The following is a 13,989-nucleotide window of genomic DNA, read 5'->3' on the forward strand; positions in this document are numbered from 1 at the left end:
AGACGCAGCATGCGCTGCCGGTTCGGAACCGGACGGATGGACTTCGGCGCGCCGGAAAGGGGGGCGGCGTGATGCAGTGCGCACCGGGGCGCGGTCAGCGGGTGCGCAGGTAGTGGTTGCGCAACGCCACCAACGCCTCTGCGTCACCGGCCTGGGCCGGGGAAAGAACTGCCAGAATCCTGCTGCCTTGCACACTTTCGCCCATGGAATGAACACTCCCTCCACCCACGCCCACGAAGACGAGCCGTCGACCTTCGACGCCACGCGCACCGACGATACCCGCATCGGCGCCGTGCGTGCGCTGATCAGCCCGGCGCTGCTGCTCGAGGAGCTGGCGGCCTCGGACCAGGCGCTGGAGGTGGTGGCGCGCGCGCGGCAGGAGATCGGCGCCGTGCTGCACGGCCGCGACGACCGGCTGCTGGTGGTGGTGGGCCCGTGCTCCATCCACGACCACGACCAGGCGATGGACTATGCGCGGCTGTTGAAGGCCGCCCGCGATGAACTGAGCCGCGACCTGCTGATCGTGATGCGCGTCTACTTCGAGAAGCCGCGCACGACGGTGGGCTGGAAGGGCTACATCAACGACCCGCGCCTGGACGGCAGCTTCCACATGAACGAGGGCCTGCGGCTGGCCCGCCAGCTGCTGCTGGACGTGAACGGCCTCGGGCTGCCGGCCGGCACCGAGTTCCTGGACCTGCTGTCGCCGCAGTACATCTCCGACCTGATCGCCTGGGGCGCCATCGGCGCGCGCACGACCGAGAGCCAGAGCCACCGCCAGCTGGCGTCGGGCCTCTCGTGCCCGGTCGGCTTCAAGAACGGCACCGACGGCGGCATCAAGGTCGCGAGCGATGCCGTGCTCGCGGCGCGCTCGGCGCACGCCTTCATGGGCATGACCAAGATGGGCATGGCCGCGATCTTCGAGACGCGGGGCAACGAGGATTGCCACATCATCCTGCGCGGCGGCAAGGCGCCCAACTACGACGCGGCGTCCGTGGCCGCGGCCTGCGCAGGGCTGAAGACCTCGGGCCTGCGCGAGCAGGTCATGATCGACTTCTCGCACGCCAACTCGAGCAAGAAGTRCGAGCGCCAGGTCGACGTCGGCCGCGACGTGGCCGGCCAGATCGCCGGCGGCGATACGCGCATCACCGGCGTCATGATCGAGAGCCACCTGCAGCCGGGTCGCCAGGACCTGCTGGACGGCCAGACCAAGGCCGACCTGGTGCCCGGCGTGTCCATCACCGACGCCTGCCTGGGCTGGACGCAGACGGAGCCGCTGCTGCGCGAGCTGAGCGCGGCGGTGCGCGCCCGTCGAGCGTTGCCCGCCCTCAGCTGAGCTGCTCGGCCAGCCCGACGAGGAGGCCTTCGGGCTCACGGATGTAGGCGAGCCGGTACGACGTTTCGTACTGCATCTGGCCGATGATTTCTGCGCCATGGGCGAGCATCCGCGCGATGACGGCCTCCATGTCGTCGACGGCAAACATGATGCGACGAAGACCCAAGGTGTTCATCGGCGCGTCCACGGGCCCGAACCGGACGGCGTCCGGCGTGTGGAACTTGTCCAGCTCGATGCCCTGCCCATCGGGCGTGCGCAGCATCGCGAGGGTGGCCCGGACGTCTCCCAGCCCGATGAGGCGCCCGATGGCAGGCCCTTCCACCGTGGTCTGGCCCTCGAACGCGAGKCCCAGTTCGATGAAGAACGCCTTCACCGCGTCGAGATCGTCGACAACGATCAGCACGTTGTCCATTCGCTTGACTGTCATGGTCTTCGGCTCCTTTTTTCAACGGTGTGGCGGGCACGCCCCCGCCAGCGCATCCAGCAGCACGTCGAGCCCGAACTCGAAGGCGGCATCGAGGCCCTCGATCCGCAGGAACGGCGCCACGGCAGCAACGTGCGGCAACGGGATGGTCTGCGGCGCATGCTGCAGTTGCAGCTTGGTGGCGTCCGGGATGTGCTCGATGCTCGCGACGTAGGCCATGCCCGCGCCATTCACGAAACCGCCCATCAGGCGGAACCACCAGGCCTGCTGCTGCGGTGCCAGGCGGCATTCGGCATACATCAGCAGCAACTGCTCGTAGACGCGGAATGCACGCGGGGTGTTGAAGCGCCGCGCGGCGAGCAGCGTGAAGGCGCGCGGATGGCGCACCGCGATCTGCCGATAGCTGCGCATGCTCCGGCGGATGCGTTCGACCGGCGGGTCGCTGGCGGGATCGGGCATCTCGATCTCGCCGATCAGCAGCTCCTGCACCGCATCGAGCAGCTCGCCCTTGGACTTGAAGTGGTGGTAGAGCGCCATCGCCTCGACGCCCAGCTCCTGGCCGATGCGGCGCATCGAGCAGCCATCCAGCCCGTGGCTGTCGATGAGTGCCAGGGCCACCGCGGCGATTCGGTCCCGATCGAGCGGGACGCGAGGAAGCGGTGACGCTGGCGCAGCCGATGTCGGCGCTTGGGTGGTGGTGCGGGCACGGGCCATGGACCACTTTACAACGTAAGGCGCTCTGCAGTATATTCCGCGGCGTCGACCTTACGGTGTAAGGTCAATCAATCCACCCAGAAGGAATCGCGTCCCGTGAACTCGACAATGATCCCCGCCGACATGGCCACCCTGGCCGACGACATCGAAGCCCGCGCCTGGGCGGACTACTACGACGCGGCACCGCCGGCGCTGCGCCAGACGCTGGGCATCGCCCACGACCGCGTCGCCGATGCGACGCTGCTGTTGGCACCGGGCATCGAGTCACCCTTGTTCAACCGGGCGATCGGGCTCGGGCTGCGCGCGCCGGCGAGTGCCGACAGCGCCGCGCAAGTCGCGGCGGCGTTCGCAGCGGCCGGTTCACGCCAGTGGTGGCTGCATGTCAACACGCACGCGCAGCCCCGCGACACGGCGCTGTCGCTCGAAGCGGCCGGATGGCGGTCGGCCGAACCCGCGAACTGGGCGAAGATGCTGCGGCCGGCAGGCCCGGTGGACGCGGGCGAGACGACATTGCGCGTCGCGGCCGGCACCGACGACGATGCCGAGGCGATCGCCGACGCGATCACCCGCGGATTCGGCCTGCCCTCGTTCGTCGCCGGCTGGTTGCGCGCGCTGCATGACCGTCCGCGCTGGCAGCTCTACGGCGTCTTCGACGGCAGCACGGCCGTCGGCGGCGGCGCGCTGTTCGTCGATGGCGACCAGGCCTGGGTCGGGATCGGCAGCATGCTGGAGTCGCATCGGCGCCGCGGCGGCCAGCGCGCCGTGATGGCGCGCCGCGTCAAGGATGCGACGCGCGCCGGCGTGCGCTGGATCGGCACCGAGACGGGCGAGCCCACGGACGAGGTCAATCCGTCGCTGTTGAACATGCAGCGTTGCGGCTTCGAATGCGTGGCCTTGCGCCGCAACCTGCTGCCGCCGCTCGCGATTCGCGCTTCCCCCGGCACGCCGGCATGAGGGCACTGACCTGCGCCACCGTGCTGCTGGCCCTGGCACGCTGCAGCGTCGACGGCAACGCAACGACGCTGGAGGAGTCGCCCGAACTGGTGATCGTGCGGCCCGATCAATCGCCGGCGGTCACGCCGAAACTGTTTCCCGGCGACCACGGCACGCCCACGCATTGGATCGTCACGACGGCCCACGGTCGAGCCATGACCGTCCTGCTGCTGGCGCCGACCCAGGGCGACCCGCGCGTTGGCGGCAAAGGCATGCTGCCTCGGTGGAGTGAAGCGGGAGTGACATCGGACGCCAGGCGCGCGATCGCGCGCTTTCTGGTCGAGGCAGGAACGGTCGGGATGTCGTCGCATCCGCCCCGTGGGGCGCGCCGTTGCCGGCCCGAACGCGACGTCGAGTGCTGACCGGGCGCCACGCCTTCCCTACCCTGCCAGGAACCCGCCGTCGGTTGCGAGCACGTGGCCCACGACATAGCGCGCTTCGTCAGACATCAGCCAGATGGCGGCGGCGGCCACCTCTTCCGGATGACCCATCCGGCGCAGCGGCAGGCCGGCCGCAACGGCGCGCATGTCCGCCATGCCGGAGGAAAGCATCATGTCCGTGAGCACGCGCCCCGGTGCGACCGCGTTGATCCGGATCCCTGCCGGCGCGTACTCCATCGCGGCCGAGCGCGTGAGCGAGTTGGCGGCCGCCTTCGACGCGCTGTAGAGCGACAACCCCGCGTTGGGATTGCGGATCCCGCTCACGCTGGTGTTGTTGACGATCGTGCCGCCGCCACCCGCCAGCATGGCCGAGATGGCGTGGCGCATGCAATGAAAGAGGGCTCGCACATTCGTGTCGAACACGCGCGTGTACACCTCGTCGCTTTGCTCCGCCAACAGGCCCCGGCGTTCCTGGCAGCCCGCGTTGTTGAACACGGCGTCCAGCCGGCCGAACCGGGCTTGTGCCTGCTGGACGGTCGCGACGATGTCATGCTCGCGGGTCGCATCGGCCGCGACGAAGAGGCATTCGGCACCGCGCTCACGGATCTCACCAGCGAGCGCCTGGCCGAGCTCCTCTCGGCGGCCCGTCACGACCACCGCGGCCGCGCCTTCCGCGGCCATTCGCAGCGCGGTTGCGCGGCCGATCCCGGTCGTGGCGCCGGTGACCAGGCACACGCGGCCCTTCAGCCGGCCCGAGGCTGGAAGTTCCGGGGCCGCACCGGCAAGCTCCTCGATGGTGGGTGTCGAGTTCATGGTCGCCTCCTCACGAAACGCTGTTCCAGGACGTCCTGGCCCCAGGGAGCCGCAGGCCGCTCTTCCACGCAGGCGAAGCCGTGCGATTCGCAGAGATGCCGGGCGGCAGATGAACCGTCGAAGGCCCGCAGCTGCGTTTCAGCGAAACCCTGGCCGTCGGCGAAGTCCAGCGCGCTGGCCAGCAGCGTGCGCCCCACGCCACGACCGCGGATGCCCTCATCCACGATGAACCAGCGCAGGCGAGCGACGCCGGCGCCTGGGTCGTCGCCGTCGAGGGCGATCGAGCCGACGATGTCGCCCCCTTGCCGGGCCGTCCAGATGCCATTCCCCGGCTGACCGAGCCTGTCGCAGAAATCCGCCAGCCCTGCCGCGACAGCGGACTCGAAGCGTTGCCCGATGGCGGCGTCTCGTGCGTCTTGCAGCGCATGCATCTGCGTGACCCTGGCGATGAGCCCGCTCTGGTAGCCCGGCACCACGTCGACCGCTGACGGATCAGGGCGCGCCTCATGCGCGCCTGCGAGCGCCTCGCTGTAGAGCCGCAGGCCGTTGAGAACGGTGCGGTGCTGGCCGCGCTTCAGGCGGCCCAGGGCGTCCGCGACCTGGGCCCGCGCATGGGCGTGGATCGCCGACACGCGCCGCCGGCCCGCCGGGGTCAGCGAGAGCCGCTTGATCCGGCTGTCGTGGTCGGCAGGCGCCTCGCACACCTCGCCCGAGTCCACGAGCTTGCGCAGCATCCGGCTGACGCTGGATTTCTCAAGGTGCAGGCGCAAGCCCAGGTCCCGGGCGCTGACCTCGCCCGCATCGATCTCGATCAGGGCATGAACGGCGGACGGCGACAGGTCCACGCCCGCGAACTGGCCGCCCATGAAACCCCAGTCGCGCGCCATGGAGCGCGAGGCCGCCCGGATCTCCTCGACCAGAGAACGTTCCGAATCCGAAAAAAAGACCATATAGTTGCACTATACAACTATATGAGCGACTCACGCAACTGACCGGTCAAGCCCCGGGATGCGCGCCGTCCCAATGTCCGCCGACCGGACCCTCTGTCGGATAAATCGATTTGATCACCGGCCCCAGCTTTGTCGAGGCGCAATTGGCACCATCTGTCAGATACTTATTCGCGCCACCACGATTACCAATCGCCGGCCAATTCGATCTGCAAACAACTCGGACAATTCACGTTCGTTGGGGCATCTACTGATTGATACCCGGAGGATCTATTTGATCAGCATTGATCCATGTCAATTGCGTTACGCGACCGGCGGAGAGGCAATCAATCAAAGACGCAATTGAGAGTGAATATTCGGTCTTTTCGGACTCTATAAATCTCCCGTGCTGCCGATAGTAGAGGCATAACTTTGGCATCCATCCAAAGGGAGTAAAAAAATGCAATTCCTTTCCAATGTGAAGATCGGCACGCGCCTGAACGCCGGCTTCGCTGTCTTGCTGGCCATGCTGGCGGTCTTGGCTTTCACTGCCAAGGTGCAGGCTGATCGCCTGCAGGCGCACACTGAGTACTACGACAGCCACATCATGGCGTCCTACAAGCTGGTCACCGAGTTCATGCGCAGCGCCGACGACGCGCGACGCCGCTCGTTCCTCCACATTCTCGGCAAACAGGAACAGAAGAAGGAGGCCGAATTGATGACCGCAAAGTCGGTCGAAGCCGCACGCAATGTGCTGGAAGACTATTCTTCGCGCGCCCTGTTCCAGGACGACGAAGATCGCGCCAATTGGCAGGAAGTGAAGACAAGGTTCGAGACCTTCGTGCGTTCCAATGACAAGGTCATGGCGGCGTCGCGCACCATCCTCGACGATCCGGCACAGCGAGACGTCGCCGTTGGCGTCATGCTGGGGGAGGCTCGCGTGGACAACATGAACCTCATCAAGGCCAAGGACGCCTGGCTGGCGCACAGCGATGCGAATGCCCAGCGCATGATCGAGCAAGGCCGGGCAACCTACCAGGCCGTGTTGTGGACGCTGGGAGGCCTGGCTGCAGCGGCCATGCTGGTGGGCGTTGTTGCAGCCCTGGCGATCACAAGGTCGATCACGCGACCATTGACCGAAGCGGTGACCATCACTCGAGCGGTGGCCGAGGGYGACCTCACGCGCCAGGCGCGGATCGGCTCGCGTGACGAGATCGGTGAACTGTTGGGCTCGCTCAATCTGATGACGACCAATCTGTCCAGCATGGTCAGCACGGTGCGCGTCGGCGTGGACACCGTGGTGACCGCTGCGACGCAGATTGCCCATGGCAACCTTGACCTGTCCTCGCGCACGGAGTCGCAGGCTTCAAGCCTGGAGCAGACCGCCGCGTCGATGCAGCAGATGGCCGTCAGCGTCAAGATGAATTCTGACAATGCGCGTGAAGCCAACCTCCTGTCGGGCAAGGCGTCCGAGGTGGCCGGGCAAGGCGGCGGCGCGGTCGAGCGTGTGGTCGAGACCATGGAAGGCATCCAGGATTCGAGCCGCAAGATTTCCGACATCATCACGGTGATCGACGGCATCGCCTTCCAGACCAACATCCTGGCACTCAACGCCGCTGTGGAGGCGGCGCGCGCCGGCGAGCAAGGCCGAGGCTTTGCCGTGGTCGCGGCAGAGGTGCGCAACCTGGCCCGGCGCTCGGCGGACGCGGCGAAGGAGATCAAGAGCCTGATCACCACCAGTGTGGAAAAGGTGGACGCCGGCACACTGCAGGTCAACGCGGCGCGCAAGACCATCGATGAGGCCGTGCAACAGGTTCGCAAGGTGAGCGAGTTGATCGCCGACATCACGCAATCCAGCTCGGAACAGAACTCCAGCGTCGGCCAGATCAATCAGGCGGTGGCGCAGCTGGACAACACGACGCAGCAGAACTCGGCCCTGGTCGAGGAGACCTCGGCAGCGGCCGAGAGCCTGCGCCAACAGGCCGAGAAGCTGTCTGAGGCGATCTCCGTGTTTCGTGTCGCCGGGCACGATGCCGCGCCACAGCACAGCTTCGCCTAGGCAAGAGGTGCGGCTCGAAGCTTGAGTTCAGTCTGAACTCGACGCGACGCTGCAACCCTTGAATCGACACCACTGCGCCGGCCCGGGCCGGCACCTCAAGATCGGGATGTCATGGACTGGCTGGCTGTGGCGAGTGGATTCGTGATCGGTGCCATTGTCGGATTGACCGGCGTGGGTGGAGGCTCGCTCATGACGCCGCTTCTGATGGGCGTCTTCCATCTCAGCGCACCCGTGGCCATTGGCACCGATCTGTGGTTCGCCGCAATCACCAAGACCAACGGAACGATCGCCCACCACCGCCAGGGCCACGTCGATTACGGAATCGTCGCCTGGATGCTGCTAGGCAGCATCCCGGCGACGGTCATCACGCTCATGCTGATGCGATACACCGGCATGACGAAGGGGGTCAGCCACCTGATGATGCAGGTGCTGGGCGTGGCACTGCTCATGACGGCGGTCGCGGTAGCCTGCCGTCCCTTCTGTCACGCGCTCGGACTGAAGCTCGACGCCTTGCTCACGACATCGCGCAAGCGGGCCCTGACCGTTCTGGCGGGACTGCTGCTGGGTGTCCTGGTATCGCTCAGTTCGATTGGCGCCGGAGCGATCGGCGCGACCCTGACCCTCGTCCTCTATCCGCGACTTCCCATTCAACGCCTGATTGGAACGGACATCGCCCATGCGGCGGTGCTCACGCTGGTCGCGGGCCTGGGACATGCGGCGCTCGGGAACGTCGACTGGTCCCTGCTCGCCAGCCTGCTGGTCGGATCTTTGCCCGGCATCTGGCTGGGCGCGCGATTGATCAGATCCCTGCCGGACAAAGTGACACGCGGGCTGTTGTGCGTGTCTCTGTTGTTCGCCGGGCTCCGCGTCATCCATTGAACACGAGCGCCCAGCCACAAAGGACCCCATGAAACTGAATGATGACCCCTCCCTTCGCGAGCGCGTGACACCCGAGCGCGTGACAGCCGTTCTCGATCAATCCCACCTCGACTGGCTCGAGGAAGAAGCCATCTTCATCCTGCGCGAGACCGTCGCCGCGTTCGAGCGCCCGGCGCTGCTGTTCTCGGGCGGCAAGGATTCGTGCGTGGTGCTGCGCCTGGCCGAGAAGGCGTTCAAATCGAAGGGCGCCGACGGCGAGTACAAGGGCCGCCTGCCGTTCCCGCTGCTGCACGTCGACACCGGCCACAACTTTCCGGAGGTGATCGAGTTCCGYGATCGCCGCGTCGCCGAGATGGGCGAGCGGCTGGTGGTCGGCCACCTCGAGGATTCGATCAAGCGCGGCACGGTGCGCCTGTCGCACCCGCTGGAATCGCGCAACGGCCACCAGACGGTCGCGCTGCTCGAAGCCATCGAGGCGCACCGCTTCGACGTGCTGATGGGYGGYGCSCGCCGCGACGAAGAGAAGGCCCGCGCGAAGGAGCGCATCTTCTCGCACCGCGACAGCTTCGGCCAATGGCAGCCCAAGGAGCAGCGCCCCGAGCTGTGGACGCTGTTCAACACCCGCATCAAGCCGGGCGAGCACATGCGCGCGTTCCCGATCAGCAACTGGACCGAGCTCGACGTGTGGCTGTACATCGCCCGCGAGAACATCCCGCTGCCGAACCTGTACTACGCGCACGACCGCCAGGTGATCCGCCGCAAGGGCCTGCTGGTGCCGCTGACCGASGTGACGCCKCCSGARGCCGGCGAGGTGGTCGAGACGGCCGAGGTGCGTTTCCGCACGGTGGGCGACATGACCTGCACCTGCCCGGTCGAGAGCCCGGCSGCCAACGCGACCGAGATCGTCGCCGAGACGCTGAAGGTGACGGTGAGCGAGCGCGGCGCGACCCGCATGGACGAYCGCACGTCGGACGCCTCGATGGAACGCCGCAAGAAAGAGGGTTACTTCTGATGAGCACGCCGCAAGTTCAAGTGAAAGACCACCGCGAGAATCTGACGAAAGTCGCGGACCACCGCGCCTTGMGMTTCCTGACCGCCGGCAGCGTCGACGAYGGCAAGAGCACGCTGATCGGCCGGCTGCTGTTCGACAGCCGCGCGATCCTCGCCGACCAGCTCGACACGCTCGAGAAGCGCGCCGCCGGTGCGCCGATCGACCTGTCGCTGCTGACCGACGGCCTCGAGGCCGAGCGCGAGCAAGGCATCACGATCGACGTGGCCTACCGCTACTTCGCGACCAAGCAGCGCAAGTTCATCATCGCCGACGCCCCCGGCCATGAGCAGTACACCCGCAACATGGTGACGGCCGCGGCCGGCAGCGATGCGGCGGTGGTGCTGGTCGACATCACCAAGCTCGACACCGCCGCGCAGCCGATGSYGCTGCTSSCRCAGACSCGCCGCCATGCRCTGCTGGCGCACCTGCTGCGCGTGCCGAACATCGTCTTTGCGGTCAACAAGCTTGATGCAGTGAGCGACCCGGCGCAGGCCTTCGCGGCGACCAGGACCGCGCTGCTCGCGTTCGCGCAGCAGGCCGGCATYGCGGTGGCCGGCGTGATCCCGGTGTCGGCGCTGCGYGGCGACAACGTCACGCAGCCGCTCGCCGCCGACTGGTATGACGGCCCGTCGCTGCTGCAGCTGCTGGAAGCCCTGCCGGCGCTGCAGGAGCGCAAGGACGGCGACCTGCTGATCCCCGTGCAGTACGTGTCGCGCGAAGGCGAAGGCACCGGCAACCAGCCGCGCACGCTGTAYGGCCGCGTGGCCCACGGCCGCGTGAAGGCCGGCGACACGGTGCAGGTGTTCCCGAGCAACCAGACCGCGGTGGTGGCCGAGGTGCGCCTCGCCGGCGASGTGGTCGAYGTSGTCGAGGCCGGGCAGTCGGCSGGTGTCGTGCTGGATCGCCAGCTCGAYGTCTCGCGCGGCGACTGGATCGCGACGCCGCAGACCATCCACGAGACGCAGCGCTTCAGCGCGACGCTCGCCTGGCTCGACACCGAGCCGGCGGTCATTGGCCGCAAGTACTGGGTGCGCCACGGCAACCGCTGGGTGCAGGCGCGCATCACCGCGATCGAGAGCCGGCTCGACATCCACACGCTGGAGGCGATCGATGCGCACCAGCTGGCCGTCAACGAGATCGGCCACGTGATCGTCGAGACGCAGCAGGCGCTGCCGGTCGAGGCCTACGCGTCGAACCGCGTCGGCGGCTCGCTGATCATCGTCGACCCGGCGAGCAACCGCACCAGCGGGGCGTTGCTGGTCAAAGGGGCTGCATAAGTGGCACTCGGTCGCGTCATCTTCATCGGCGCGGGCCCCGGCTCGGCCGACCTGATCACCGTGCGCGGCGCGCAGCGCCTGGCGCAGGCCGACGTGGTGCTGTTCGACGCACTGACCGACCCGGCGCTGCGCGCGCACGCGCCGAACGCACGCTGGGTCAACGTCGGCAAGCGCGGCTTCTGCGACAGCACCGGCCAGCAGACGATCAACGCGCTGCTGGTGAAGCATGCGAACGAGGTGGCGACCGTCGTGCGCCTGAAGGGCGGCGACCCGAGCGTGTTCGGCCGGCTCGAGGAAGAGCTGATCGCGCTGGCCGAGGCCGGCATCGAGTGCGAGGTGGTGCCCGGCGTCACGGCCGCCATCGCCGCGGCCGCCGCCACCCAGCGCCCGCTGACCCGGCGCGGCGCCGGCCGCAGCGTCAGCCTGACCACCGCGATGACGCAGACGCGCGAGCTGCGCGCCGCCCGCACCGCCGACACCGAGGTGTTCTACATGGCCGGCAAGCAGCTCGCGGCGCTGGCGCGTGGCCTGCTGGACAGCGGCTGGCCGGGCGACACCCCCGTCAGCGTGGTCTCGCGCGCCGGCTGGCCCGACCAGTTGCACAGTGACCACACGCTGCAGGCCCTGCCCCGCGCCAGCCTGCTGCACGCCGGGCGTCCGACCGTCGTCACCGTGGGCGAAGGGGCCCGACCGGTGGTTGCAGAACCAGTTGCTGCAAAGCAAGCAAAAGCCCCTGCCGAGGACCTCGCGCTTCCGGTGAAAACCCCAAGCCCTTAAAATCGCCCGTTTTGCCATCCGGCACGGCAGCTTTCAGGCACCTTTTTTCTTCTTTTTTCGAGCCAGCACCATGACCCACGTCGTCACCGAAGCATGCATCCGTTGCAAGTACACCGATTGCGTCGACGTGTGTCCGGTCGATTGCTTCCGCGAAGGCCCGAACTTCCTGACGATCGATCCGGACGAGTGCATCGACTGCGCCGTGTGCATTCCCGAATGCCCGGTCAACGCGATCGTTCCGGAAGAAGATGTTCCCGGCGACCAGGTCCACATGATCAAGATCAACGCCGATCTCGCGAAGAACTGGCCCAGCATCACCAAGCGCAAGGCTGCGCTGCCCGATGCGGACGAGTGGAAAGACAAGACGGGCAAGCTGTCCGAACTGATCAAGTAATCCCGCCAAAACAATTCACCTGACCTGCCATGGAACCGAACGCCAACGTGGAGATTTCAAAGACTGCCGGCTCGCACGACGGCCCCATCGAGACCGATGCCGTCATCGTGGGTGCCGGCCCCGTCGGCCTGTTCCAGGTCTTCGAACTCGGCCTGCTCGAGATCAAGGCCCACATCATCGACTCGCTCGCCTACCCCGGCGGCCAGTGCATCGAGCTGTACCCCGACAAGCCGATCTACGACATCCCGGCCGTGCCGGTGTGCACCGGCAAGGAACTGACCGACAACCTGCTGAAGCAGATCGAGCCGTTCGGCGCCACCWTCCACCTCGGCCAGGAAGTGACCGTGGTGCAGAAACAGGAAGACGGCCGCTTCTACGTCGAGACGACCAAGGGCACGCGCTTCCTCACCAAGACGATCTTCATCGCCGGCGGCGTGGGCTCGTTCCAGCCGCGCCTGCTGAAGGTCGACGGGCTCGACAAGTTCAACGACACGCAGCTGTTCTACCGCGTGAAGAACCCGGCGCAGTTCGCCGGCAAGAACCTGGTGATCGTCGGCGGCGGCGATTCGGCGCTCGACTGGACGCTGAACTTCGTGCAGGACGGCCCGAACAAGGCCGAGAGCGTGATCCTGCTGCACCGCCGCGACGGCTTCAAGGCGGYGCCCGCGAGCGTGGCCAAGATGAAGGAGCTGTGCGACGCCTACGAGATGCAGTTCATCGTCGGCCAGGTGACCGGCTACGAGGAGCGCGACGGCCAGCTGACCAATGTCAAGGTGACCGGCGGCGACGGCGTCACGCGGGTGGTGCCGCTCGACGTGCTGCTGGTGTTCTTCGGCCTGAGCCCCAAGCTCGGCCCGATCGCCGAATGGGGCCTGAACCTCGAGCGCAAGCAGATCGTCGTCGACACCGAGAAGTTCGAGACCAGCACGCCGGGCATCTTCGCGGTGGGCGACGTCAACACCTACCCGGGCAAGAAGAAGCTGATCCTGTCGGGCTTCCACGAAGCGGCGCTCGCGGCCTTCGCAGCGGCGCCGTACGTCTTCCCCGACAAGCGCATCCACCTGCAGTACACGACCACCAGCCCGAAGCTGCACAAGGTGCTGGGGGTCGAGACGCCGACGTTCGACTGATCCTTCTCGCCTGATCGTTTCGGCCTCGCCCCCGCAAGGGGAGCGAGGCCGAATTGCTTCAGCCGCCGCGGTTTCAGTCGCAGCTGTAGCGGAACGACCCGTCGAGGTCGAGCGGCAGCACCAGCGTGCGGATGCCGGCTGCTTTCGACGCGGCGCACAGCTTGTCGCGCGCACCGCTGGTGTTGTTCACGTAGTTGCTCTTGTATTCGGCGTTGAAGACCGGCTTGCCCTTGCCCGTGAAGGCCGAGTAGCCGCCGCACTCCGAGTACTCGTTGCACTGCTCGTTGACCGCGAAGTCGAACGACGGCTCGAGCGCCGCGAGCTGGTCCACGTCGTTCTTCAGCCCGATGGCCAGGCCGCGCAGGTGGGCCGCGGTGGCGAGGTAGCGGTTGTAGTCGAGCTGGTCCTGTTCGGTCAGCGGGAAGCCGCTCGAGTTGGTATAGCCGTCAACGTTGTCCGGCTCGACGCCATCGCAACCCTTGGACTGCGCCAGGTCGAGACGCGCGGCCATCACCGCGCGCACGTTGGCCGAGCGGATGTCCAGCCACTTCTCGCCGGCCCAACCGTCGAGCGCCTTGCCCTTGTCGGCGGTGGCGAACTTCGAATAGTCGGGACGCCAATCCTCGGAGCTGCCGGCCGAGAAGTAGCAGACCACCTTGCGGCCTGCGGCCTTCAGCTGCGCGATCGTCACCGCGCTGGCGTCGACCAGGTCGATGTCATAGACGGTCGCGTTGTACGAGGTGTTCAGCGTTCCGGTGAGCTGCCACTGCCACGTGGCTCCGGCGGCGGGCTTCCACCAGGTGCCGGGGGTCGGTGCGGGTGCGGGTGCGGGTGCGGGT

Annotated in this window: 15 protein-coding genes; 10 read left to right on the plus strand and 5 right to left on the minus strand. The window is 67.2% G+C overall.

Annotated features, from left to right (window positions below):
• Positions 1–208 precede the first annotated feature (208 nt).
• On the plus strand, positions 209–1,333 hold the full coding sequence (locus tag AC1DXV_RS09595; RefSeq protein ID WP_477933364.1) for a 3-deoxy-7-phosphoheptulonate synthase: 1,125 nt from the start codon (positions 209–211) through the stop codon (positions 1,331–1,333).
• Here the strand turns inward: AC1DXV_RS09595 and AC1DXV_RS09600 are convergent.
• On the minus strand, positions 1,326–1,760 hold the full coding sequence (locus AC1DXV_RS09600) for a VOC family protein (protein WP_477865992.1): 435 nt from the start codon (positions 1,758–1,760) through the stop codon (positions 1,326–1,328). The genes AC1DXV_RS09595 and AC1DXV_RS09600 overlap by 8 nt on opposite strands.
• A gap of 18 nt (positions 1,761–1,778) precedes the next feature.
• Positions 1,779–2,375, minus strand: coding sequence for a TetR/AcrR family transcriptional regulator (locus AC1DXV_RS09605; protein ID WP_477865991.1), 597 nt, complete (start codon positions 2,373–2,375; stop codon positions 1,779–1,781).
• Between the two features lie 192 nt (positions 2,376–2,567).
• On the opposite strand from AC1DXV_RS09605, the gene AC1DXV_RS09610 reads away from it, so the two are divergent.
• Positions 2,568–3,425: a hypothetical protein gene (locus tag AC1DXV_RS09610; protein ID WP_477865990.1), complete on the plus strand. Its 858-nt coding sequence runs from the start codon at positions 2,568–2,570 to the stop codon at positions 3,423–3,425.
• Positions 3,422–3,826, plus strand: a complete 405-nt coding sequence (locus AC1DXV_RS09615; RefSeq protein WP_477865989.1) for a hypothetical protein — start codon at positions 3,422–3,424, stop codon at positions 3,824–3,826. Before AC1DXV_RS09610 ends, AC1DXV_RS09615 begins: the two co-directional genes overlap by 4 nt.
• 18 nt (positions 3,827–3,844) lie before the next feature.
• Here AC1DXV_RS09615 and AC1DXV_RS09620 read toward each other — a convergent pair whose 3' ends face one another.
• Both AC1DXV_RS09620 and AC1DXV_RS09625 read right to left on the minus strand, forming a co-directional pair.
• Positions 3,845–4,657 (minus strand): SDR family NAD(P)-dependent oxidoreductase, encoded by an 813-nt coding sequence (locus AC1DXV_RS09620; RefSeq protein WP_477865988.1) that lies wholly within the window; start codon positions 4,655–4,657, stop codon positions 3,845–3,847.
• Positions 4,654–5,607, minus strand: a complete 954-nt coding sequence (locus AC1DXV_RS09625; protein ID WP_477933366.1) for a helix-turn-helix domain-containing GNAT family N-acetyltransferase — start codon at positions 5,605–5,607, stop codon at positions 4,654–4,656. The genes AC1DXV_RS09620 and AC1DXV_RS09625 overlap by 4 nt, the downstream gene beginning before the upstream one ends.
• A 436-nt stretch (positions 5,608–6,043) precedes the next feature.
• On the opposite strand from AC1DXV_RS09625, the gene AC1DXV_RS09630 reads away from it, so the two are divergent.
• The 7 genes from AC1DXV_RS09630 (at position 6,044) to AC1DXV_RS09660 (ending at position 13,150) form a co-directional block, all read left to right on the plus strand.
• Complete coding sequence (locus tag AC1DXV_RS09630; RefSeq protein WP_477933368.1) at positions 6,044–7,642, plus strand: methyl-accepting chemotaxis protein; 1,599 nt, start codon at positions 6,044–6,046, stop codon at positions 7,640–7,642.
• A 111-nt stretch (positions 7,643–7,753) separates the two neighbouring features.
• Entirely contained in the window at positions 7,754–8,521 is a 768-nt protein-coding gene (locus AC1DXV_RS09635; protein WP_477933370.1) for a sulfite exporter TauE/SafE family protein, read from the plus strand.
• Positions 8,522–8,549: 28 nt separating this feature from the next.
• The gene (gene cysD / locus AC1DXV_RS09640; RefSeq protein ID WP_477933372.1) at positions 8,550–9,533 is read left to right on the plus strand and encodes a sulfate adenylyltransferase subunit CysD; all 984 of its coding nucleotides are present in this window, start codon (positions 8,550–8,552) and stop codon (positions 9,531–9,533) included.
• Positions 9,533–10,849: a sulfate adenylyltransferase subunit 1 gene (locus AC1DXV_RS09645; protein WP_477933374.1), complete on the plus strand. Its 1,317-nt coding sequence runs from the start codon at positions 9,533–9,535 to the stop codon at positions 10,847–10,849. The genes cysD and AC1DXV_RS09645 overlap by 1 nt, the downstream gene beginning before the upstream one ends.
• Positions 10,850–11,626, plus strand: coding sequence for a uroporphyrinogen-III C-methyltransferase (gene cobA, locus AC1DXV_RS09650; RefSeq protein WP_477873019.1), 777 nt, complete (start codon positions 10,850–10,852; stop codon positions 11,624–11,626).
• 70 nt (positions 11,627–11,696) lie between these two features.
• Positions 11,697–12,020, plus strand: coding sequence for a ferredoxin FdxA (fdxA, locus tag AC1DXV_RS09655; RefSeq protein WP_465115215.1), 324 nt, complete (start codon positions 11,697–11,699; stop codon positions 12,018–12,020).
• Positions 12,021–12,049: 29 nt separating this feature from the next.
• Positions 12,050–13,150, plus strand: coding sequence for an NAD(P)/FAD-dependent oxidoreductase (locus AC1DXV_RS09660; RefSeq protein WP_477933376.1), 1,101 nt, complete (start codon positions 12,050–12,052; stop codon positions 13,148–13,150).
• Positions 13,151–13,223: 73 nt separating this feature from the next.
• Here AC1DXV_RS09660 and AC1DXV_RS09665 read toward each other — a convergent pair.
• Positions 13,224–13,989, minus strand: a 766-nt coding sequence (locus AC1DXV_RS09665) for an endo alpha-1,4 polygalactosaminidase (protein ID WP_477933378.1), incomplete at its 5' end; no start/stop codon positions are given.

It is taken from the genome of Rhizobacter sp. P3_C12 (assembly GCF_056402735.1).